Here is a 22,126-nt window from a genome sequence, read left to right as displayed (position 1 = left end):
TGAGCGTTTGTCTTACAGACTGCTCCTACAGAATCCCGACTATCGCGTTGGCGGGTGTGCCAGGCAGACGGTGTCAGTATCGACGAGCAAAGCGTCCTTCTGAGCCATAAGCCTGCGTCCGACGTGTACTGTTCAGCTTCCATATCGTGGAGATCAGTTGATGATTTACGAAGGTAAAGCCATCACGGTTAAAGCTCTTGAAAGTGGCATCGTCGAATTGAAATTCGACCTCAAGGGTGAGTCCGTCAACAAGTTCAACCGTCTAACCCTGAACGAACTGCGTCAGGCCGTAGACACCATCAAGGCAGATGCTTCGATCAAGGGCGTGATCGTCAGCAGCGGCAAGGACGTATTCATCGTCGGCGCCGACATCACCGAATTTGTCGACAACTTCAAGCTGCCGGATGCCGAGCTGGTTGCAGGCAATCTCGAAGCCAACAAGATCTTCAGCGATTTCGAAGACCTCAACGTGCCAACCGTCGCGGCCATCAACGGCATCGCTCTCGGTGGCGGTCTGGAAATGTGCCTGGCCGCTGACTATCGCGTCATGTCCACCAAGGCCAAGATCGGTCTGCCGGAAGTGAAACTGGGCATCTACCCGGGCTTCGGCGGTACCGTACGTCTGCCACGCCTGATCGGTGTTGACAATGCCATCGAGTGGATTGCCGCCGGCAAGGAAAACCGTCCTGAAGACGCGCTGAAAGTCAGCGCCGTCGACGCCGTGGTTGCTCCAGAGAAGCTGCAGGAAGCTGCCCTTGAACTGATCAAGCGCGCCATCTCCGGCGAGTTCGATTACAAGGCCAAGCGTCAGCCAAAACTTGAAAAACTCAAGTTGAACGCCATTGAGCAAATGATGGCTTTCGAAACCGCCAAAGGTTTCGTGGCGGGCCAGGCCGGCCCGAACTACCCTGCGCCGGTTGAAGCGATCAAGACCATCCAGAAAGCCGCGAACTTTGGTCGCGACAAAGCGCTGGAAGTGGAAGCTGCAGGCTTCGTCAAACTGGCCAAGACTTCTGCCGCACAGAGCCTGATCGGCCTGTTCCTGAACGATCAGGAGCTGAAGAAAAAGGCCAAGGCCTATGACGAAATCGCCAAAGATGTGAAGCAGGCTGCCGTACTGGGCGCCGGCATCATGGGTGGCGGTATCGCCTATCAGTCGGCTTCCAAAGGCACGCCGATCCTGATGAAGGACATCAACGAGCACGGTATCGAGCAGGGTCTGGCCGAAGCCGCCAAGCTGCTGGTTGGCCGCGTTGACAAGGGTCGCATGACCGCTGCGAAGATGGCTGAAGTGCTCAACGGCATTCGTCCGACCCTGTCCTACGGCGACTTCGGTCACGTCCATCTGGTTGTCGAAGCTGTGGTCGAGAACCCGAAGGTCAAGCAAGCGGTACTGGCTGAAGTCGAAGACAAGGTCAAAGAGGACACCATCCTCGCGTCCAACACCTCGACCATTTCCATCAGCCTGCTGGCCAAGGCCCTCAAACGTCCGGAAAACTTCGTCGGCATGCACTTCTTCAACCCGGTGCACATGATGCCGCTGGTGGAAGTCATCCGGGGCGAGAAGTCCAGCGAACTGGCCATCGCCACCACCGTTGCCTACGCGAAGAAAATGGGCAAGAACCCGATCGTGGTCAATGACTGCCCGGGCTTCTTGGTCAACCGCGTGCTGTTCCCGTACTTCGGCGGTTTCGCCAAGCTGGTCAGCTCCGGTGTCGACTTCGTGCGTATCGACAAGGTCATGGAAAAATTCGGCTGGCCGATGGGTCCTGCGTACCTGATGGACGTGGTCGGCATCGACACCGGTCACCACGGTCGTGACGTGATGGCTGAAGGTTTCCCGGATCGCATGAAGGATGACCGTCGCTCGGCCATCGACGTGCTGTACGAAGCCAAGCGCCTGGGCCAGAAGAACGGCAAGGGCTTCTACGCCTACGAGGCCGACAAGAAAGGCAAGCAGAAGAAAGTCGCCGATCCGTCGGTACTCGAAGTGCTCAAGCCGATCGTTTACGAGCAGCGCGAAGTCACTGACGAAGACATCATCAACTGGATGATGATCCCGCTGTGCCTGGAAACCGTGCGTTGCCTGGAAGACGGCATCGTTGAAACCGCCGCCGAAGCCGACATGGGTCTGGTCTACGGTATCGGTTTCCCTCCATTCCGTGGCGGCGCGCTGCGCTACATCGATTCGATCGGTGTTGCCGAGTTCGTTGCCCTGGCTGACCAGTACGCTGATTTGGGCGCGCTGTACCACCCGACCGCGAAGCTGCGCGAAATGGCCAAGAACGGCCAGAGCTTCTTCGGTTAAGCGCCCCCAACTAGAGTGAGAGTGAACTTATGAGCTTGAATCCTAGAGACGTCGTGATTGTCGACTTCGGTCGTACTCCGATGGGCCGCTCCAAGGGCGGCATGCACCGCAACACCCGCGCCGAAGATATGTCGGCGCACCTGATCAGCAAACTGCTGGAACGCAACAGCAAGGTCGACCCGGCGGAAGTCGAGGACGTGATCTGGGGCTGCGTCAACCAGACCCTGGAACAGGGCTGGAACATCGCGCGCATGGCGTCGCTGATGACCCAGATCCCGCACACTTCTGCTGGCCAGACCGTCAGTCGCCTGTGCGGTTCGTCGATGAGCGCGCTGCACACCGCTGCGCAAGCGATCATGACCGGCAACGGTGACGTGTTCGTGGTCGGCGGCGTCGAGCACATGGGCCACGTGAGCATGATGCATGGTGTCGATCCGAACCCGCACATGTCGCTGTACGCGGCGAAAGCCTCGGGCATGATGGGCCTGACCGCTGAAATGCTTGGCAAGATGCACGGCATCACTCGTGAGCAGCAGGATGCCTTTGGCGTGCGTTCCCACCAGTTGGCCCACAAGGCAACCGTGGAAGGCAAGTTCAAGGACGAAATCATCCCGATGCAGGGTTATGACGAGAACGGTTTCCTGAAACTGTACGACTACGACGAAACCATTCGTCCGGAAACCACCCTGGAAAGTCTGGCGGCGCTCAAGCCGGCATTCAATCCGAAGGGCGGCACCGTGACTGCCGGTACTTCGTCGCAGATCACTGACGGTGCTTCGTGCATGATCGTGATGTCGGCGCAGCGTGCCCAGGACCTGGGTATCCAGCCGATGGCGGTGATCCGTTCGATGGCAGTAGCGGGTGTGGACCCGGCGATCATGGGCTATGGTCCAGTGCCGGCGACACAAAAAGCCCTGAAGCGTGCGGGCCTTGGCATCAACGATATCGACTTCTTCGAGCTCAACGAAGCTTTCGCCGCACAGGCCTTGCCAGTGCTGAAAGATCTGAAAGTGCTCGACAAGATGAACGAGAAGGTTAACCTGCACGGCGGCGCGATCGCCCTGGGTCACCCGTTCGGTTGCTCCGGTGCACGTATTTCCGGCACCCTGTTGAACGTGATGAAGCAGAATAGCGGCACCTTCGGGGTGGCCACTATGTGCATTGGTCTCGGCCAAGGCATCTCCACCGTCTTCGAACGCGTTTAAGCGTCTCGTCGATGGAAGCCGGGGCCCAGTGCCCCGGTTTTTGTTTTTGGGTTTTTTATTTATTTTTGAAAAGATTTCAGTGAGGGCCGAAGCATGCCGATACAACCTGGGCTCTACCAACATTACAAAGGTCCGCAATACCGTGTATTCAGTGTTGCGCGGCATTCCGAAACCGAAGAAGAAGTGGTCTTTTACCAAGCCCTGTATGGCGATTACGGCTTTTGGGTGCGCCCGCTGAGCATGTTCGTCGAGTCGGTCGAAGTTGACGGCGAGCAGGTGCCGCGCTTTGCTTTGGTGCAAGCCGAACCGAGCCTTTTTGACAAGGCATGAGGCGACTGCGCAGACAACCCTGTGCTTGACCTCACCTTGTATCAACTATATATAGCGGTGCCGCGTCAGGCGCCAACCGCCTTTCACTTCTAGAATTCAGGAATTTTCTGATCCATGGGCAAATCGCTGGTCATTGTGGAATCCCCGGCTAAGGCCAAGACCATCAACAAGTATCTGGGTAACCAATACGTGGTGAAGTCGAGTATCGGCCATATCCGAGACCTGCCCACCAGCGGTTCGGCTAGCGCAAGCAAAGAGCCAGCCGCCAAGCGCGGCAAGGCGGCTGCGGGCGAAGGTCCGGTGCTCTCGCCGAAAGAGAAAGCGCGCAAGCAGCTGGTCTCGCGCATGGGCGTCGATCCCGAGCACGGCTGGAAAGCCCAGTACGAGATCCTTCCCGGCAAAGAGAAGGTCATCGAAGAGCTGCGACGGCTCGCCAAGGATGCTGACACCATCTATCTCGCAACCGACTTGGATCGCGAGGGGGAAGCCATTGCCTGGCACCTGCGCGAAGCCATCGGTGGTGACGACAGCCGCTACAAGCGCGTGGTGTTCAACGAGATCACCAAGAAGGCGATTCAGGAAGCCTTCTCCGAGCCGGGCGAGCTGGACATTGATCGTGTCAACGCCCAGCAGGCGCGTCGTTTCCTCGACCGCGTCGTCGGCTACATGGTCTCGCCGCTGCTGTGGGCCAAGATCGCCCGTGGTCTGTCCGCCGGTCGCGTGCAATCGGTTGCCGTGAAACTGGTCGTCGAGCGTGAGCGCGAAATTCGTGCGTTCAACCCTGAAGAATACTGGGAAGTGCATGCCGATCTCGGCACTGCCAAAGGCTCGACCGTGCGTTTCGAAGTGGCTCGCGAAAAAGGCGAAGCCTTCAAGCCGCTGAACGAAGCCCAGGCCATGGCTGCGCTGGAGAAGCTCAAGTCCTCCAGCTACAGCATCGTCAAGCGCGAAGACAAACCGACCAGCAGCAAGCCATCGGCGCCGTTCATCACGTCGACCTTGCAGCAGGCTGCGAGCAACCGCCTTGGTTTCGGCGTGAAGAAAACCATGATGATGGCCCAGCGTCTGTACGAAGCCGGCTACATCACTTACATGCGTACCGACTCGACCAATCTCTCGGCCGACGCCGTGGCGATGGCGCGCACTTACATCGAAGACGAGTTCGGCAAGAAGTACCTGCCGGAAACGCCGAACGTCTACAGCAGCAAGGAAGGCGCGCAAGAGGCTCACGAAGCGATTCGTCCGTCCGACGCCAACACTACGCCAAGCAAGCTGGCGGGCATGGAGCGTGATGCCGAGCGTCTGTACGAGCTGATCTGGCGCCAGTTCCTCGCCTGCCAGATGCTGCCAGCGCAATACCTGTCGACCACCGTCAGCGTCGGCGCTGGCGACTTCGAGCTGCGCGCCAAGGGCCGTATCCTCAAGTTCGACGGTTACACCCGGGTGATGCCGCAGATTGCCAAGCCTGGCGATGATGACGTGCTGCCGGACATGGCCCAGGGCGATGTGATGAAGCTGATCAAGCTCGATCCGTCGCAGCATTTCACCAAGCCACCGGCGCGTTACTCCGAGGCCAGTCTGGTCAAGGAAATGGAAAAGCGCGGCATCGGTCGTCCTTCGACTTACGCTGCGATCATTTCGACCATTCAGGATCGCGGTTATGTGACCCTGCACAACCGTCGTTTCTACTCGGAAAAGATGGGCGACATCGTCACCGAGCGTCTGTCCGAGAGCTTCTCCAATCTCATGGACTACGGCTTCACCGCCGGCATGGAAGAGAACCTCGATGACGTGGCGCAGGGCGAGCGCGACTGGAAAAATGTGCTGGACGAGTTCTACGGCGACTTCAAGAAGAAACTCGAAGTAGCGGAAAACCCGGACAGCGGCATGCGCGCCAACCAGCCGGTCATGACTGACATTCCGTGCACCACGTGCGGTCGTCCGATGCAGATTCGTACCGCATCGACTGGCGTGTTCCTCGGCTGCTCGGGCTACAGCCTGCCGCCGAAGGAGCGCTGCAAGGCTACCGTCAACCTTGTGCCGGGCGATGAAATCGCAGCGGACGACGAGGGCGAATCGGAATCGTTGGTACTGCGTGGCAAGCATCGCTGCCCGATCTGCAGCACGGCGATGGACGCCTACCTGCTGGACGAAAAGCGCAAGTTGCACATCTGCGGCAACAACCCGGATTGCGCCGGTTATGAAATCGAAGAAGGCAGCTATCGCATCAAGGGCTATGAAGGTCCGAGTCTGGAATGCGATAAGTGCGGCAGCGAGATGCAGCTCAAGACCGGCCGTTTTGGCAAGTTCTTCGGTTGCACCAACCCGGAGTGCAAGAACACCCGCAAGCTGCTGAAGAGCGGTGACGCGGCGCCGCCGAAGATGGATCCGGTGAAGATGCCTGAGCTGAAATGCGAGAAGGTCAACGATACCTACATCCTGCGCGACGGTGCCTCCGGTCTGTTCCTGGCTGCCAGTCAGTTCCCGAAAAACCGCGAGACCCGCGCTCCGTTGGTGATCGAGATTCTGCCGCACAAGGACGAGATCGATCCGAAGTACCACTTCCTGTGCGAGGCTCCGCAAAAGGATCCTGACGGTCTGCCAGCGGTCATCCGCTACAGCCGCAAGACCAAGGAGCAATACGTGCAGACCGAAGTGGATGGCAAGCCTACAGGCTGGAAGGCTTATTACGACGGTGGCAAGTGGACTGTTGAAGACAAGCGCAGCGCAAAGGCCAAGGCTGAGTAAGCGTTAGTCCGAACAGCGAAAAGGCCGCATGAAACCTTGGGGGTTTCATGCGGCCTTTTTGTTTTGTGCTTGCGGTGACATCGGCTGATCCACGACACTGTCCGACCTGTGTGAAGCAATTATTTCGTTGTGGAGGCTGCCGTCATGGCCCACGAACTCTATACCCGCACCAACCAGAAGATCTATTTCGCCGGCCTGTCACTCGAGGCTCTGGCTCGTGCTGAAGAGGGGCGGGCGATGAATTCCCTGGCGCTGATCCAGGCCGGGCGCGAGTCGGCGCTGTTTCACCTCTACGGCGCACTGCTGGGTTTGTGTCATGAGATCGCCGGCTTTTATCGTCTGCCGCAGGCCAATTCGCCGCGGGCAGAGGAGTTGCTCAAGCGCGAAGTGCTGGAGTCCATCGCGATCCCGGAGCTGGCGGAAATGGTCGAGCTGGCCGGCAATCCGGAAACCTGGCTGGCCAAGCTGCTGGCGGCGCACGCAGCACTGTTTCAGCCACCGAGGGCGCCACGCAAACCGAAAGGCGACGTGACGCAGCCGCTGATTCAAGCGGTAAATCTTGATGAAGAAGAGGCGCCAGAAGACTTGAGTCGAGATGAGCTGGAGAGCTGGCGGCAGAACCTGAAAGGTCTGGCCCTGCGTTTCCGCGAAGGCTTGAACGAGTGCTGAGGTAGTTTGGCGCAGTGGCAATCTGAAACATGCTGCTGGTCAAGATCCTGAGCGAAGCTCGAATGATGTCTATATAATCGCTGCCTTTCGTGGAGAACAGACCTATATGCCAACGTCCTTTCTAGAAATTGTCGAGTTACCAGACGGCCGAATCGAACTGCGCAGGGCTGAGGACGAAGGTTCTCTGGTGACGCTGGATTTCTCCGAGGATGCCAAGGCGTTCCTGCAAGGCCAGCACGTTGAAATCGCCAAAGCGATGTTGAGCGTTGGCGTGCAGATGGCAGGTCGCATGGTTGAAGGCGAGTTTGATAAGGATGAGGGGCCGCGGGTTCTTCATTGATTCACGCTTTGGCCTTTGCTCGGTCGCTTGCGCTTCAGATCGGCTTCTCTGTCCTTGGAGAAGCCCTGCGCTTCACACAGCGCGCACTACCATCAATCAACCCAAACGAATGTTCAGGCTCTGAGCTTCGCCCGTACGCGCGGCGCTGATCAGTTGTTGCCGGGAATTGGCATTCAACGGGTTTAGCCAGGTCACCACGGTGTGGCTGCGACCCAGTCGCAACGCTTCGCACGCCAGTTGCTGAGCACTCTGAGTGCCGCGCGGTTGCAGCAGAAGAATGCGTTCGCGGTTCAGGCCAGCATCGCGCAGCCAGGTTTGCGTCAGGCTGGCGGGCGGAGCGATCAATGTGAGCCAGCGTGCATCCTGGTCTTCACTGAGTTCGCGAAGGATCGGGGCGAGCAGGTTCAGGCAATTCCCGGCCGCACCGCGCAATGACAGCTCACTGAAAGCGTCAGGCTTGGCATTCCAGTCGCGCTCGACCACGTCTTTGAGGATCGGCGCGATAGGCTGCGCCAGAAACGCTTCGAATAAAGGCAGTTGGGTTTGCTGCGGTGTGTGTGGGAACTGCATAAAGCCTCCTTTAGCGGCGAATGACGCCGACACTCAAGCCTTCGATCACCAGTTCCTGATCTTTCAGGTCGACTTCGATAGGGGCGAACTCGGGGTTTTCGGCGATCAGCCAGACTTTGCTGCCTTCACGCTTGAAGCGTTTGACCGTCACCTCGTCGCCGATACGGGCAACCACAACCTGACCGTTACGCGCTTCGCGGGTGGTGTGCACTGCCAGCAGGTCACCGTCGAAGATGCCGATGTCCTTCATGCTCATGCCGTGCACACGCAACAGGTAGTCGGCGCGAGGATGGAAGAAGGTCGGGTTGATGTTGCAGGATTCTTCGATGTGCTGCTGGGCGAGAATCGGCGCGCCGGCAGCCACTCGGCCGATGATCGGCAGGGTGGAATCGTCGGCCTTGGCTTCGAAGCCGGGAATGCGGATGCCGCGAGAAGCGCCGGGCGTCATTTCGATCGCGCCCTTGCGGGCCAGGGCTTTAAGATGCTCTTCTGCCGCATTCGGCGATTTGAAACCCAGTTCCTGAGCGATTTCCGCGCGGGTGGGCGGATAGCCGTTGTCTTCGAGGCAACGTTTGATAAAGGCCAGTATCTCGGCTTGGCGTGGCGTCAGCTTTAGCATATTGATCGCTCTGTCTTTTTATACAGTGACTGGGATTATATACAGTGAAGCGGTCTTGGCAATGGGCGTTTTTTTGCCGCCCGCCGAGCGGTCGCGAAGGGCGCTTATTAATGCTGGCGCCTTGTGTGGTTAAATAGCTGACCGACCATTCCCAAAACGAACCGGCAGGCTTGACAAGGCACAGGCTGAAACGTATGTTTCAAACAAGTGTTTGTCAGGCGGAGTAGCCATGGCCCAGTCGGAAACCGTTGAACGCATTCTTGATGCTGCCGAGCAGTTGTTCGCGGAGAAAGGATTCGCTGAAACCTCATTGCGTTTGATCACCAGCAAGGCTGGCGTCAATCTGGCTGCGGTGAATTATCACTTCGGCTCGAAAAAGGCGCTGATCCAGGCGGTGTTCTCGCGCTTCCTCGGTCCGTTCTGCGCCAGTCTCGATAAAGAGCTGGAGCGCCGGCAGGCCAAGCCGGACAACAAGCCGACCCTCGAGGAGCTGCTGGAGATTCTTGTCGAGCAAGCGCTCGTCGTGCAGCCTCGCAGCGGTAATGACCTGTCGATCTTCATGCGCTTGCTCGGCCTCGCGTTCAGTCAAAGCCAGGGCCACTTGCGGCGTTATCTGGAAGACATGTACGGCAAGGTGTTCCGCCGCTACATGCTGCTGGTCAATGAAGCGGCGCCACGCATTCCGCCGATCGAACTGTTCTGGCGCGTGCACTTCATGCTTGGCGCCGCAGCGTTCAGCATGTCCGGGATCAAGGCCTTACGTGCGATTGCCGAGACCGATTTCGGCGTCAATACTTCCATCGAACAAGTGATGCGCCTGATGGTGCCGTTCCTCGCTGCCGGCATGCGCGCCGAAACCGGCGTCACCGATACAGCCATGGCCAGTGCGCAATTGCGTCCGCGCAGCAAATCCATGCCGGTCGCCGCCAAGGTTTGACCGCGCACGGGTGGGCGCGGCAGCTGGTATCCGCTAAGCTAGCCGGCCATGCCGACTCTCGTACTGAACCCGATCTGCATGAATTCTGCTGACCGTCCGGGCAATGCCCACGGTAGCGAATGCAAGCAGATCGGGTTTTTCGTTTTCAAGGAATCTCTATGACTGCTGGCCTGCAAGGCTCGTTGATGGTGGACGTCGCCGGTACCTGGCTGACGGCCGAAGATCGCCAATTGTTGCGTCAGCCCGAAGTGGGCGGCCTGATCATTTTCGCCCGCAATATCGAGCATCCACGCCAGGTGCGCGAACTCAGCGCCGCGATCCGCGCGATTCGTCCGGATCTGCTGCTGGCGGTGGATCAGGAAGGTGGGCGCGTGCAGCGCCTGCGTCAGGGGTTCGTCCGTCTGCCAGCGATGCGCGCCATCGCTGATAACCCGAACGCCGAATACCTCGCCGAGCAATGCGGCTGGATCATGGCCACCGAAGTGCTGGCGGTCGGGCTCGACTTGAGTTTCGCCCCTGTATTGGACCTGGACTATCAGCGCAGCGCTGTGGTCGGTACCCGTTCATTCGAAGGCGATCCCGAGCGCGCAGCCTTGCTCGCCGGTGCATTCATTCGCGGCATGAACAGCGCCGGCATGGCCGCCACCGGCAAACATTTCCCGGGCCACGGCTGGGCCGAAGCCGACTCCCATGTGGCGATTCCGAACGACGAGCGCAGCCTCGACGAGATCCGCGCCAATGATCTGGTGCCCTTCGCCAAACTCAGCAAACAACTGGCCGCCGTGATGCCAGCCCACGTCATCTATCCGCAAGTCGATGCACAGCCCGCCGGTTTTTCCCGACGCTGGCTGCAGGACATCCTGCGCGGCGAGTTGCAGTTCGACGGCGTGATCTTCAGCGATGATCTGTCGATGGCCGGCGCCCACGTGGTCGGCGACGCTGCCAGCCGCATCGAAGCCGCGCTGAGTGCCGGTTGCGACATGGGTCTGGTATGCAACGACCGCGCGGCAGCCGAGCTCGCGTTGAGTGCCGCCCAGCGCATGAAGGTCAAGCCTTCCGCGCGCATCGCGAAGATGCGCGGGCAGGCCTTCGCCAGCACCGATTATCGTCAGGACCCGCGTTGGCTCACCGCCCTCGGCGCGCTCAAAGACGCTCAACTGATCGATTAAGGATTTTTCGTTATGACCGTTTACGCAATCATCGGTGGCACCGGCCTGACTCAGCTCGAAGGCTTGAGCATTCGTCAGTCGCTGGCAGTCGACACTCCTTACGGCGCGCCTTCGGCTGAGGTGCAGATCGGTGAGTACGCTGGCAAGGAAGTGCTGTTCCTCGCCCGTCACGGTCACCCCCATCGTTTCCCGCCGCACAAGGTCAACTACCGCGCCAACCTCTGGGCGTTGAAGCAGGCCGGTGCCGAAGCGATCATCGCGGTGAATGCCGTTGGCGGGATTCATCCGGCCATGGGCACCGGGCATTTCTGTGTGCCGCACCAGATCGTCGACTACACCAGCGGGCGCGAGCACACCTATTTCGCTGATGATCTGGAGCACGTCACCCACATCGATTTCAGCTTTCCCTACAGCGAGCCGTTGCGTCAGCAATTGATTGCCGCAGTCGCCGCCGAAGGCTGCGAATACAGCGATCAAGGCGTGTACGCCTGCACCCAGGGACCGCGTCTGGAAACGGTTGCCGAGATCGTGCGACTGGAACGTGACGGCTGCGACATCGTCGGCATGACCGGCATGCCGGAAGCGGCGCTTGCCCGTGAGCTGGATCTGGATTACGCCTGTCTGGCGCTGGTGGTGAATCCTGCAGCCGGCAAGACCACCGAAGTCATCACCATGGCAGAAATCGAGCAGGCCCTGCACGACGGCATGGGCAAGGTGAAATCAACGTTGGCCCGGGTGCTGGCCAGCTAAGGACTGTCCATGAGCATTTTCATCGAGCGGCTCAAAGGGCTGACATGGACCCACGCATTCAGTAGCAAGGCGTTGGCCAAGGCCCGGGCTTATGCCGCCGATGACCGGGTCGAGATCCTCGAGATCGATGAAAGGAAGATAGAGGCGTTCTGCGTCGGCTCGCAACTTCAGGCGTATGAGCAAAGCATTTATCTGTCCGAAGATCGGCTGGGGTCGGTAAACCTGCGTTGCCTGTGCAGCTGTCCTGTTGCAATCGACTGCAAGCACAGCGCAGCGGTGCTCTATCACCTGCTGGGCACTGGCGAGGATGCGTCTGGAAGTGACGCGCAGACCCCGTTGGGACGAGCGCTGGAGCATTGGCTTTCGACAATTCCCGTGCCGGCCAAGCCCGCTGAAGAAAGTGCGCAAACCGCAGGTACGCGTCTGTTTTACAAGCTCAAGCCGACGTCTGCGAACGGCAAGTGGCTGCTGGATATTTTCAAGGTCTACCAGCTCAAGAGCGGCGAGTTACGCGAAGTCAAACCGATGTACTCGCTCGCGGAAATGCTCATGCGCCAGCCCGGCTACCTGTCCGAGCTGGATCTGCGCATCGCCCGGCTGTTGGTCGCCATGCATTCCCATCACGCCTATTACAGCGGCTATCCGCTGGAAGGCAGCAGTGGCGCCGAACTGCTGGAAATGCTCCTGCGCACCTCGCGGCTGTTCCTCGACTTCGAAGACCTGCGAGCGCTGACACCGGGGGCGAAACGCGTGGGTCAGTTCTCTTGGGCCGAGCAGGCTGACGGCGGATTCCGCGCGCAATGGAGCAGTGCCGAAGCCACGCAGGAAACCGTGCTGGCGCTGGAGCCGCTTTATTATCTTGATCGCGAGCAGCGCCAGGTTGGCCCGCTGTTCACTGAGCTGGAAGAAAAGCTCGCCTGCCATTTGACCCTGGCGCCAGACGTTCCGGCGCGTCAGGCCATGCAGTTCAGCCATCGCATGAGCGCGGCGACCCAAATTGCGCCACCACACAAGCTCACCGAACGGATCATCGATGACGTGCTGCCGCAGCCGCAACTGACCCTGGTCAGCGGCCGAGAACGCTCGCGCTGGGAATATGTGCTGGAACACCGCGCCGCTCTGCTGTTTACCTACAACGGTCATCCAGCGGTGGACCGCAACCCGGAAGTGATGATCCTCAATGGCAGCGAAACCCAGCGCATTCAGCGTCAACCTGCGCTGGAAAAGAAGCTGCGCCAGAACCTGCAAAAACATGGCTTCAAGAAAGCCACGCGCAAGAGTGCAATGGATCGTCCTGGCGAGATGTTTACCTTGCCGGATGATTCCGCCTGGCTCGGGTTCATGCACGAAGGGCTGGCCACACTGCGCGCCGCAGACTGGAAAATCGAGATCAGTCCCGGTTTCCATTTCGATGTACAACCGGTTGAACAGTGGTACGCCGAGGTCGAAGAAGAGGCCACGCATCAGTGGTTTGATCTGCAGTTGGGTATCGTCGTCAACGGCGAGCGCTACAGCTTGCTGCCGATCCTTCTGCACCTGTTGCGAACCCAGCCGCGCTTGCTCGACCCGGTCAATCTGGCGCAGCGCAGCGATGATGAAAAACTCCTGATCGAGCTCAAGCCCAGCGGTTTTGGCGAGCCGGCGGGCGCCAAAGTCGCGTTGCCGCTGAGTCGGGTCAAACCGCTGATGGCGACGCTGGGCGAGCTGTACCTGGGCGGCCATCAGGGTGATGCGCTGCGCTTGACCGCTCCCGACGCCGCGCGTCTGAGTATGCTCGATGGCGTGCCGCTGGATTGGCAGGGCGGCGAACGTCTGCGCACTTTTGCCAAGCGTCTGCAGAATTCCAGTCACGCCCAGGTTGCTGCGCCGGCCGGCCTCAATGCGCAACTGCGCCCGTATCAGCTCGAAGGCCTGAACTGGATGCAGACCCTGCGCGAGCTGGAGGTCGGCGGCATTTTGGGCGATGACATGGGCCTGGGTAAAACCCTGCAGACCCTGGCGCATCTGCTCACGGAGAAACACGCCGGGCGTCTGGACTGTCCGGCACTGGCGGTGATGCCCACCAGCCTGATTCCCAACTGGCTCGACGAAGCCGAGCGCTTCACGCCGCAGTTGAAAGTCCTGGCGCTGCACGGCACCGGGCGGCAAAAGGACTTTGCCAATCTGGGCGAATACGACTTGGTGCTGACCACTTACGCATTGCTGCCCAGGGATCTGGAAATCTTGCAGCCGCAGTCGTGGAGCGTGCTGATTCTCGACGAAGCGCAGAACATCAAGAACCCGCTGAGCAAAGCCGCCCAGGCCGCGCGTGACTTGCAGGCCCGTCAGCGCTTGTGTCTGAGCGGTACGCCGCTGGAAAACCACCTCGGTGAGCTGTGGTCGCAGTTCCATTTCCTCATGCCCGGCTGGCTCGGCGACAGCAAATCCTTTAACCGCGATTACCGCACACCGATCGAGAAGCACGGCAATGTGCAGCGCATGCAGCACCTGACCGCGCGCATCAAGCCGTTTTTGCTGCGACGCAAGAAGGATCAGGTCGCCACCGAGTTGCCGCCGAAAACCGAGATCATCCACTGGGTCGAACTCAGCGATGGTCAGCGCGACGTCTATGAGACGGTGCGCGTGGCGATGGACAAAAAGGTCCGCGACGAAATCGCCCGCAGCGGCGTGGCGCGCAGTCAGATCATCATCCTCGATGCACTGCTCAAGCTGCGTCAGGTCTGCTGCGATCTGCGCCTGGTCAATATGCCGCTCACGGCGAAGGCGTTGCGCTCGGGCAGCGGCAAGCTGATCAGCCTGATGGAGATGCTCGAAGAACTGCTCGGCGAAGGGCGGCGCATTTTGCTGTTCTCGCAGTTCACCTCGATGCTCGCGCTGATTGAGCAGGAGTTGCAGCAACGCGGGCTTGCCTACTCGTTGCTGACCGGCGACACCACCGATCGGCGCACGCCGGTGAAGGATTTCCAGGGCGGCAAGGTGCCGTTGTTCCTGATCAGCCTCAAGGCCGGGGGTACCGGTCTGAACCTGACGGCGGCGGACACGGTGATTCACTTCGATCCTTGGTGGAACCCGGCGGTGGAGAATCAGGCGACTGATCGGGCGTATCGCATCGGCCAGAACAATCCGGTGTTCGTCTACAAGTTGATTGCCAAAGGCACCGTCGAAGAGAAGATCCAGGCGTTGCAGCAGGAGAAGGCTGCGCTGGCCGGGGCGGTACTGGAGGGTGGCACGACGGGTGGATTCAAACTGGAACAGAGTGATATCGAGGCGCTGTTTGCGCCTTTGCCGGTTACCAGGGATTGAGGGGTTTGAATCGCAGTGGGGCCATTCGCGAGCGGGCTCGCTCCCACATTTGATCTTCAGTGAATCTGGATCGTGTGGGAGCGAGCCTGCTCGCGAAAAGCTATCTGGCCAGCGACGCCGCTTTCAGCGCTTGTCGATCTTGTCCGGCAACGGCGCAAACAGCGCTTCGATATCATCGCTCTGCAACTTCCAGTCCCCGGCCTTGCGCCCATCGAGCACGCCCGCGGCCAGGTCAGACTTTTCCTTCTGCAGGTGCTGAATCTTCTCTTCCACCGTGCCCCGGGCAATCATCTTGTAGACAAACACCGGTTTTTCCTGGCCAATGCGATAGGCCCGGTCCGTCGCCTGATTCTCGGTTGCCGGGTTCCACCACGGATCGTAGTGAATCACCGTATCGGCTTCGGTCAGGTTCAAACCGACGCCACCGGCCTTCAGGCTGATCAGAAAGATCTGACGCGTGCCGCTCTGGAATTCCTTCACCGGTGTACGCCGGTCACGGGTCTGGCCAGTGAGGAGGGCGTAAGCGATCTTGCGTTTTTTCAATTCCTCTTCGATCAAGGTCAGCATCGAAGTGAACTGCGAAAACAGCAGAATCCGCCGACCTTCCTCGAACAACTCTTCAAGCATTTCCATCAGGCTGTCGAGCTTGCCCGAGGTGCTGCCGCGTGCCGGCAGGGTGGCGTCGTTGACCAGGCGCAGATCGCAGCAGACCTGGCGCAGCTTGAGCAGTGCTTCGAGAATGATGATCTGACTGCGTGCCACGCCTTTGCGAGTGATCTCATCACGGACTTTCTTGTCCATCGCCAGGCGCATGGTCTCGTACACGTCGCGCTGCGCTTCGTTGAGTTCGACCCAATGGATGATTTCGGTTTTCGGCGGCAGCTCCGTGGCGACCTGCTCTTTGGTGCGGCGCAGCAGAAACGGTTTTATCCGACCGTTAAGGTGTTGCAGTCTGACTTCACTGCCGCGCTTTTCGATCGGCACACGGTAATCGGCATTGAAGCTTTTCACGTCGCCGAGCCAGCCCGGCAACAGGAAGTGGAATAGCGACCAGAGTTCGCCCAAGTGGTTCTCCAGCGGCGTGCCGCTGAGGCACAGGCGCTGGCGCGCATTCAGCTCGCGCGCGGCCTGGGCGGCTTTGCTGTTGGGGTTCTTGATGTATTGCGCTTCGTCCAGCACCAACACGTGCAACGGCTGTTTGGCCAGGCGCTCGAGGTCCTTGGGCAACAGGGCGTAAGTGGTGAGGATCAGGTCGAAGTCGGCCAGATTGTCGAAGTGTTTCTTGCGCGTGGCGCCATATAGCGCGAGGACTTTCAGTTGCGGGGTGAAGTGCGCCGCCTCATCGAGCCAGTTCGGAATCAGGCTGGTCGGCATCACCACCATGCACGGACGATCGAGGCGTCCGGCGTTCTTCTCGCTGAGAATATGCGCCAGGGTCTGTAGGGTTTTGCCCAGGCCCATGTCGTCCGCGAGAATGCCGCCGACTTCGAGTTGTCGCAGCGATTGCATCCAGCTCAAGCCTTCAAGCTGATACGGGCGCAGCGTTGCATTCAGACCTTGCGGCGCTTCGGCCGTGAAATCGCGGATGTCGCGCAGCCGCTGGGCGAAGGTGCGCATCTGCTCGCCGCCTTCCCACAACAGCGGCAGGCCTTCCAGCGAATTGAGCCGGGTGGCGTCGGCCTTGCTCAGGCGCAGGGTGGTTTCGCCCGGCTCCTGCAAATAGAACTCGCCCAGCGTCATCAATACCGGCTTCAAGCGACCGAGCGGCAGCGCCACTTGCAACGGCCCATGCTCGCTGCTGCGTTGCGGAATGTTGACCAGAATCAGCTCGTCATCGCGACGGCGGGCGAGGCGTTCCGGGTTGAGGATCTCGGTGTGCGAGCGCATCAGATTCAGCAGGATCGGCAGCAGGCTCAGGCGCTCGCCGTTGACGATGATGCCCAGTTCCAGATCGAACCAGTCGCGCTCCGGCGCCTGTTCGACGGTGGCGTACCAGTCGTCGACGGCGGTCAGGTCGAAGCCGAATTCCTCATCGATCTGCAACTCCCAGCCTTGGCTGCGCAATTTCGGCAAGTCATTCAGCGTGAAGGTCAGCCAGGCGCTGTCGTTGACCATCTCGTAGAGTTCGCCGGCGCTTTCCGGCAGCGCTTTGCTCTGCCTTGTGGCGATGCGGAAACCGAGGATGCGTAACTGTTCGCGGTAGGACTGTTCGACGTCCGGGTGACGTTTTATTCGCAGGGTCTGGGCTTCCTGACGGATCAGGATATCGCTGTGTTTTTGCCCGCTGACGTATTCGTCCAGATAGCTGAACGACAGTGCCGCGCGATGCTGAATGTAGCGCTGCATCTTGCCGTTGCGCGGCTCGAAGGCGCTGAACTCGACACTGGCCAGCCACAGGCGTGGCACCGGTTGCACGTTGTCCACCAGCACTTGCGGCGGCGCTTTCGGGCTACGGTTTTCCAGCACGGCCTGGAGCTTCTCCAGCAGCTCGGCATCTTTAGCGGCGGCGGGGTAGTCGAGGGTTTCCTGGATTTTCAGCAGCACCGCCGCGCAATGTTTGCAATTGCTGCGCACCGGGCAGGTGCAGGTGGCGTCGACCAGCAACAGCGTCGCTTTGGCTGACTCACGCAGATGGATGGTTTGCCGGTAAACACTGCCGCCGGAGCCTTCGCAACTGGCGGTGATGGTCGCATCGCCGACCTGGGCGATGCGCACTCGATTCTCCAAAGCGTAGCGGCGGCCGCGCTCCAGACTCTGTTCTTTGAATCGGCTGACCCACGACGGGGCCAGCGGTTTGCTCAGGGGCGGCGGCATAAGGACTTCGATCAGTCCGGCACGACTTCAGGCGCTTCGCGAGGCGCTGGCGCGGTCAGGGAAGTGATCTTGATCAGCAGGGCCAGATGACCGTTGTCGAGGTAATTGAGCTGGCCGTTCTTGGTGTGGCTGTCCTGACGCAGGCGCTCACTGGCAGTGACCAGGCCATTAGCGTCGATCTGATTGACCCAGAAATCGGCAGTCACGTCGGTGAAGCGGCCGAGTTTCATTTCCAGCGTGCCCTCGATGGGGAACTGGCCGAACTGCTCCTGACCTTCGCTGACTGCGACTTTCGCCGGCGCTTCGCCGAGGCTCTGCTGCCAGGCTTTGTGCATCAGCACGGTGTACTCGCCGCTGGCGGTGAGTTTGCTCACTACATCATTCAACGCCGGGGTGCGCTGGCTGTCGCTACCCAGACGCTGGGCGCCTGCGGCCCAGTCTTCCGGGGCGGCGCGGCTGACGATGGCCGGGACGGCATTCTGGCGCACCAGGATCATTTCGACCTGATACGTGTCATCGGCAAACGCCGTCGGTGCTGCAAGTGCAAGCAACAAAGTCAGAGAGCGGAACAGGCGCATCGGGCGTCCTTCAAGCGGATTTCGGGATGAGACGCTCAAACAGCGCCTCGACAGTATTGAAACGTTCTTCCGGGCGCTCCATCGGCACCTGGAATTTAAACATCGTCGCGCCTTCGAACTTGTAGCGCTTGGGCTGCGTCTGGATCAGCTTGATCAGGGTCATCGGGTCAACCGGTGTCTGCGCTTCGAACTCGATGCGTCCGCCTTGCGGTCCACCGTCGACTTTCTTGATGCCAAGCTTTTCCGCCTGCAATTTCAGCGCGGTGATCCGCACCAGGTTCTTGGTCGGCTCCGGCAACAGGCCGAAGCGGTCGATCATCTCCACCTGCAGATCCTTGAGACCTTCCTCGTCGGTGGCCGAGGCGATGCGTTTATACAGAATCAACCGCGCATGCACATCCGGCAGATAATCTTCCGGAATCAGCGCCGGCACCCGCAGATTGACTTCCGGCCCGCCACCAAGCGGTTGATCGAGGTTCGGCTGCTCGCCCTTGCGGATCGACTTCACCGCGCGCTCGAGCATTTCCATGTACAGGGTGAAGCCGACGGCCTGAATCTGCCCGCTCTGGCCATCGCCGAGCAGTTCGCCGGCGCCACGGATTTCCAGGTCGTTGGTGGCCAGGACGAAACCGGCGCCGAGGTCCTGGGTATTGGCGATCGCCTCCAGACGCTTTTCCGCGTCGGAAGTGATCTGCTGGCGCGGCGGCGTCAGCAGGTAGGCGTAGGCCTGGTGGTGACTGCGGCCGACACGACCACGCAACTGGTGCAGCTGGGCCAGGCCGAACTTGTCAGCGCGTTCGATGATGATGGTGTTGGCGCTCGGCACGTCGATGCCGGTCTCGATGATGGTCGAGGCGATCAGCACGTTGAAGCGCTTGTGGTAGAAGTCGCTCATCACCTGTTCGAGTTCACGTTCGCGCATCTGCCCGTGGCCGATACCGATGCGCGCTTCCGGCACCAGTTCGGCGAGGTCGGCGGCGCATTTCTCGATGGTCTTCACATCGTTGTGCAGGTAGTAAACCTGACCGCCACGCAGCAGTTCACGCAGCAGGGCCTCTTTGACCGTGCTCTTGTTCTGTTCCATGACGAAGGTGCGCACCGACAGGCGTCGCGCCGGCGGCGTGGCGATGATCGACAGGTCGCGCATGCCCGATACCGCCATGTTCAGCGTGCGCGGAATCGGCGTCGCGGTCAGGGTCAGAATGTCGACTTCGCTGCGCAGGGCCTTGAGCTGTTCTTTCTGGCGTACGCCAAAGCGGTGTTCTTCGTCGATGATCACTAGCCCGAGTTTTTTGATCTTCACATCATCGGACAGCAGCTTGTGTGTGCCGATGACGATGTCGATCTTGCCTTCCGCCAGATCGGCGATCGCCGCGTTGACTTCCTTGGCCGACTTGAAGCGGCTCATCACTTCCACGGTCACCGGCCAGTCGGCGAAGCGGTCGCGGAAGCTGTTGTAGTGCTGCTGGGCGAGCAGGGTGGTCGGCACCAGAATCGCCACCTGACGACCGCCGTGTACGGCAATGAACGCGGCGCGCATGGCCACTTCGGTCTTGCCGAAGCCGACGTCGCCGCAGACCAGGCGATCCATCGGTTTCGGCGCGAGCATGTCTTCGCGCACGGCCTCGATGGTGGCTTGCTGATCGGGTGTTTCTTCGAACGGGAAACCGGCACTGAAGGTGGCGTAATCGGCCTTCGGGTCGGCGAAGGCGTAACCTTCGCGGGCGGCGCGACGGGCGTAAATGTCGAGCAATTCGGCGGCTACGTCACGCACCTGCTCGGCGGCCTTGCGCTTGGCTTTCTGCCAGGTTTCCGAGCCGAGGCGGTGCAGCGGCGCGAGCGAATCGTCGCTGCCGGTGTAACGTGCGATCAGATGCAGGTTGGCCACCGGCACGTAGAGCTTGGCGTTCTCGGCGTATTCGAGGGTGAGGAATTCGGCGGCCTGATTGTCGATTTCCAGAATCGTCAGGCCCAGATAGCGGCCGACACCGTGATCGATGTGCACCACCGGCGCGCCTTCGCGCAGCTCGGTGAGGTTCTTGATCACCGCATCGTTGCTGACGTCGCTGCGCTTCTCGCGGCGGCGACGTTGCATGACTCGTTGGCCGAACAGCGGGCTTTCCGCCACCAGCGCCAGCGCCGGGTCGTCGAGCAGCAGACCTTCGTCGAGCGGGGCGATGGTGATCGCCAGACGATCCTTGCTGGCAACGAAGTCTGGCCAGCTGTCGACGGTTTTCGGCCGCAACTTCAGGCGTTCCAACAGCTCCAGCAGGACTTCGCGACGACCCGCCGACTCGGCGGTGAACAGCACACGACCAGGGAATTCTTCGAGGAAGCCGGCCAGCGCCGCCAGCGGTTGCGTGGCCTTGGCTTCGATGGCCAGGTCCGGCAGCGCATGGGCCGGGAAGCGCTCACGGCCGACACCGGTTTCAACGTCCTGCTGACTGGCGACGACTCGCGGCCAATTCTTCAGGCGCGCAAAGCAGTCTTCCACCGGCAGGAACAGTTCGGCCGGTGGCAGTAAAGGACGCGAAGGATCGACACGGCGTTCTTCGTAACGATTGCGCACGTCGTTCCAGAAGTTTTCCGCCGCCTGCTCGATGCCCGGCAGCGAGAACACTTGGGTGTCCTGGGGCAGGTAGTCGAACAGCGTCGAGGTTTCGTCGAAGAACAGCGGCAGGTAGTACTCGATACCGGCCGGGGTGATACCACTGCTCAGGTCCTGAAAGATCGGGCAGCGGCGGAAGTCGACGTCGAAGCGCTCGCGAAAGCGCGCCTTGAAGCGGGTGACTGCATCTTTCTGCAACGGAAACTCGCGGGCCGGCAGCAGCTTGACCGACTCGACCTTGTCGATCGAGCGCTGGGTTTCCGGATCAAAGGTGCGCAGGGTTTCTATTTCGTCGTCGAACAGGTCGATGCGATACGGCAGCTTGCTGCCCATCGGGAACAGGTCGATCAGCGCGCCGCGTACGGTGAACTCGCCGTGCTCGTACACCGTGTCGACATAGCGATAGCCGCTGGCCTCGAGCCGCGCACGCATCTGTTCGACGTCGAGTTTCTGGCCGATGTCCAGCACCAGGCTGCTGCCGAGCAAGAACTTGGTCGGCGCCAAGCGATGCAAAGCGGTGGTGATCGGTACCACCAGCACGCCGTGGGCCAGTTCCGGGAGGCGATACAGACTGGCGATGCGCTGGGAGATGATGTCCTGGTGCGGCGAGAACAGGTCGTAGGGCAGGGTTTCCCAGTCTGGGAAATGCAGTACGGGCAAATCCGGGGCGAAGAAACTCAGCTCCTGTTCCAGCCGTTCGGCACTTTGGCTGTCGGCGGTCAGCAGCAGGGTAAAGCGCTTGGCAGCGCTGGCAGCCTCGGCAATCGCCAGGCTGAGGGCGGCACCGGGCAGATTGCCCCAGTGCTGTTTACCTGCTTCGGCAGGGAGTAGCGGTAGACGCAGAACAGGCACGGAAGGTTGAGCTCCAGGCGTTGCGACAAAGTCGGTAATTGTAGCGGCCTCCGGTGCCGCCTGTCAGTTGCAGACTGCGTCTATCTTCATGGTTTGGACGAAATGTAGTGGTAACCATAAAAACGAGCACTTTTTTCATGGTTATGTAGTGCCGAAACCGGGTGGTGTTACGGAGGGTTACAGACATCGTCTAACAGTCGTCGAAAAATTGACTGCGCTGAAAGCCCCGGTTTTATTGGGCTGGAGAAGGGCGTAAATTTTTTGAACGGGAATTTGTTACCGATTGCGCGACAAGCGCGCATTGCTGAAAGGGCTTGTCGGCGGCA

Annotated in this window: 15 protein-coding genes; 10 read left to right on the top strand and 5 right to left on the bottom strand. The window is 60.1% G+C overall.

Features of this window, described 5'->3' with window-relative positions; all coding sequences use genetic code 11:
* Positions 1 to 160 precede the first annotated feature (160 nt).
* The 6 genes from fadB (at position 161) to ND528_RS12035 (ending at position 7,600) form a co-directional block, all read left to right on the top strand.
* Entirely contained in the window at positions 161 to 2,308 is a 2,148-nt protein-coding gene (gene fadB / locus ND528_RS12060) for a fatty acid oxidation complex subunit alpha FadB (protein WP_263470398.1), read from the top strand.
* Between the two features lie 29 nt (positions 2,309 to 2,337).
* On the top strand, positions 2,338 to 3,513 hold the full coding sequence (fadA, locus tag ND528_RS12055) for an acetyl-CoA C-acyltransferase FadA (protein ID WP_016775495.1): 1,176 nt from the start codon (positions 2,338 to 2,340) through the stop codon (positions 3,511 to 3,513).
* A 93-nt stretch (positions 3,514 to 3,606) separates the two neighbouring features.
* A complete protein-coding gene (locus ND528_RS12050; RefSeq protein WP_016775494.1) occupies positions 3,607 to 3,843 on the top strand; it encodes a DUF1653 domain-containing protein in 237 nt (78 codons plus the stop codon).
* 114 nt (positions 3,844 to 3,957) lie between these two features.
* Positions 3,958 to 6,591, top strand: coding sequence for a type I DNA topoisomerase (topA, locus tag ND528_RS12045; protein ID WP_016775493.1), 2,634 nt, complete (start codon positions 3,958 to 3,960; stop codon positions 6,589 to 6,591).
* A 144-nt stretch (positions 6,592 to 6,735) separates the two neighbouring features.
* Positions 6,736 to 7,260, top strand: coding sequence for a DUF6586 family protein (locus tag ND528_RS12040; RefSeq protein ID WP_263470397.1), 525 nt, complete (start codon positions 6,736 to 6,738; stop codon positions 7,258 to 7,260).
* A gap of 106 nt (positions 7,261 to 7,366) precedes the next feature.
* Positions 7,367 to 7,600 carry a hypothetical protein gene (locus ND528_RS12035; RefSeq protein WP_007953047.1) on the top strand — a complete coding sequence of 78 codons (234 nt, stop codon included), beginning with the start codon at positions 7,367 to 7,369 and terminating at the stop codon, positions 7,598 to 7,600.
* Between the two features lie 96 nt (positions 7,601 to 7,696).
* Here the strand turns inward: ND528_RS12035 and sulA are convergent, their stop codons facing one another.
* Positions 7,697 to 8,170, bottom strand: a complete 474-nt coding sequence (gene sulA, locus ND528_RS12030) for an SOS-induced cell division inhibitor SulA (protein WP_041477346.1) — start codon at positions 8,168 to 8,170, stop codon at positions 7,697 to 7,699.
* A gap of 10 nt (positions 8,171 to 8,180) precedes the next feature.
* Positions 8,181 to 8,789, bottom strand: a complete 609-nt coding sequence (gene lexA, locus ND528_RS12025; RefSeq protein WP_016775490.1) for a transcriptional repressor LexA — start codon at positions 8,787 to 8,789, stop codon at positions 8,181 to 8,183.
* A gap of 229 nt (positions 8,790 to 9,018) precedes the next feature.
* Here lexA and ND528_RS12020 point away from each other — a divergent pair, with 229 nt between their 5' ends.
* The 4 genes from ND528_RS12020 to ND528_RS12005 all read left to right on the top strand — a co-directional run bounded on the left by ND528_RS12020 (position 9,019) and on the right by ND528_RS12005 (position 14,948).
* Positions 9,019 to 9,726, top strand: a complete 708-nt coding sequence (locus tag ND528_RS12020; protein WP_130909895.1) for a TetR/AcrR family transcriptional regulator — start codon at positions 9,019 to 9,021, stop codon at positions 9,724 to 9,726.
* 158 nt (positions 9,727 to 9,884) lie between these two features.
* Positions 9,885 to 10,895 (top strand): beta-N-acetylhexosaminidase, encoded by a 1,011-nt coding sequence (gene nagZ / locus ND528_RS12015; RefSeq protein ID WP_130909894.1) that lies wholly within the window; start codon positions 9,885 to 9,887, stop codon positions 10,893 to 10,895.
* 12 nt (positions 10,896 to 10,907) lie between these two features.
* The gene (locus ND528_RS12010) at positions 10,908 to 11,645 is read left to right on the top strand and encodes an S-methyl-5'-thioinosine phosphorylase (RefSeq protein ID WP_016775487.1); all 738 of its coding nucleotides are present in this window, start codon (positions 10,908 to 10,910) and stop codon (positions 11,643 to 11,645) included.
* Positions 11,646 to 11,654: 9 nt separating this feature from the next.
* A complete protein-coding gene (locus ND528_RS12005; RefSeq protein WP_263470396.1) occupies positions 11,655 to 14,948 on the top strand; it encodes a DEAD/DEAH box helicase in 3,294 nt (1,097 codons plus the stop codon).
* A gap of 123 nt (positions 14,949 to 15,071) precedes the next feature.
* Here the strand turns inward: ND528_RS12005 and ND528_RS12000 are convergent, their stop codons facing one another.
* The 3 genes from ND528_RS12000 to mfd are packed head-to-tail and all read right to left on the bottom strand — an operon-like array spanning position 15,072 to position 21,800.
* Complete coding sequence (locus ND528_RS12000) at positions 15,072 to 17,762, bottom strand: DEAD/DEAH box helicase (protein WP_263470395.1); 2,691 nt, start codon at positions 17,760 to 17,762, stop codon at positions 15,072 to 15,074.
* Between the two features lie 11 nt (positions 17,763 to 17,773).
* On the bottom strand, positions 17,774 to 18,340 hold the full coding sequence (locus ND528_RS11995) for a CsiV family protein (RefSeq protein WP_071173055.1): 567 nt from the start codon (positions 18,338 to 18,340) through the stop codon (positions 17,774 to 17,776).
* Between the two features lie 10 nt (positions 18,341 to 18,350).
* Complete coding sequence (gene mfd / locus ND528_RS11990; RefSeq protein WP_263470394.1) at positions 18,351 to 21,800, bottom strand: transcription-repair coupling factor; 3,450 nt, start codon at positions 21,798 to 21,800, stop codon at positions 18,351 to 18,353.
* Between the last annotated feature and the right edge of the window lie 326 nt (positions 21,801 to 22,126).

It is taken from the genome of Pseudomonas mercuritolerans (assembly GCF_025706525.1).
In the GTDB taxonomy this organism is placed as follows: Bacteria; Pseudomonadota; Gammaproteobacteria; order Pseudomonadales; family Pseudomonadaceae; genus Aquipseudomonas; species Aquipseudomonas mercuritolerans.
This window is presented reverse-complemented; position numbering and strand designations above follow the sequence as displayed.

Excerpts from the sequence above, each read along its gene's own strand:
- ND528_RS12050 (WP_016775494.1), top strand. The coding sequence starts at position 3,607 with ATGCCGATACAACCTGGGCTCTACCAACATTACAAAGGTCCGCAATAC.
- nagZ (WP_130909894.1), top strand. The coding sequence starts at position 9,885 with ATGACTGCTGGCCTGCAAGGCTCGTTGATGGTGGACGTCGCCGGTACC.
- lexA (WP_016775490.1), bottom strand. The coding sequence starts at position 8,789 with ATGCTAAAGCTGACGCCACGCCAAGCCGAGATACTGGCCTTTATCAAA.
- topA (WP_016775493.1), top strand. The coding sequence starts at position 3,958 with ATGGGCAAATCGCTGGTCATTGTGGAATCCCCGGCTAAGGCCAAGACC.
- ND528_RS12040 (WP_263470397.1), top strand. The coding sequence starts at position 6,736 with ATGGCCCACGAACTCTATACCCGCACCAACCAGAAGATCTATTTCGCC.
- ND528_RS12010 (WP_016775487.1), top strand. The coding sequence starts at position 10,908 with ATGACCGTTTACGCAATCATCGGTGGCACCGGCCTGACTCAGCTCGAA.
- ND528_RS11995 (WP_071173055.1), bottom strand. The coding sequence starts at position 18,340 with ATGCGCCTGTTCCGCTCTCTGACTTTGTTGCTTGCACTTGCAGCACCG.
- ND528_RS12020 (WP_130909895.1), top strand. The coding sequence starts at position 9,019 with ATGGCCCAGTCGGAAACCGTTGAACGCATTCTTGATGCTGCCGAGCAG.
- fadA (WP_016775495.1), top strand. The coding sequence starts at position 2,338 with ATGAGCTTGAATCCTAGAGACGTCGTGATTGTCGACTTCGGTCGTACT.
- fadB (WP_263470398.1), top strand. The coding sequence starts at position 161 with ATGATTTACGAAGGTAAAGCCATCACGGTTAAAGCTCTTGAAAGTGGC.
- ND528_RS12005 (WP_263470396.1), top strand. The coding sequence starts at position 11,655 with ATGAGCATTTTCATCGAGCGGCTCAAAGGGCTGACATGGACCCACGCA.
- ND528_RS12035 (WP_007953047.1), top strand. The coding sequence starts at position 7,367 with ATGCCAACGTCCTTTCTAGAAATTGTCGAGTTACCAGACGGCCGAATC.
- ND528_RS12000 (WP_263470395.1), bottom strand. The coding sequence starts at position 17,762 with ATGCCGCCGCCCCTGAGCAAACCGCTGGCCCCGTCGTGGGTCAGCCGA.
- sulA (WP_041477346.1), bottom strand. The coding sequence starts at position 8,170 with ATGCAGTTCCCACACACACCGCAGCAAACCCAACTGCCTTTATTCGAA.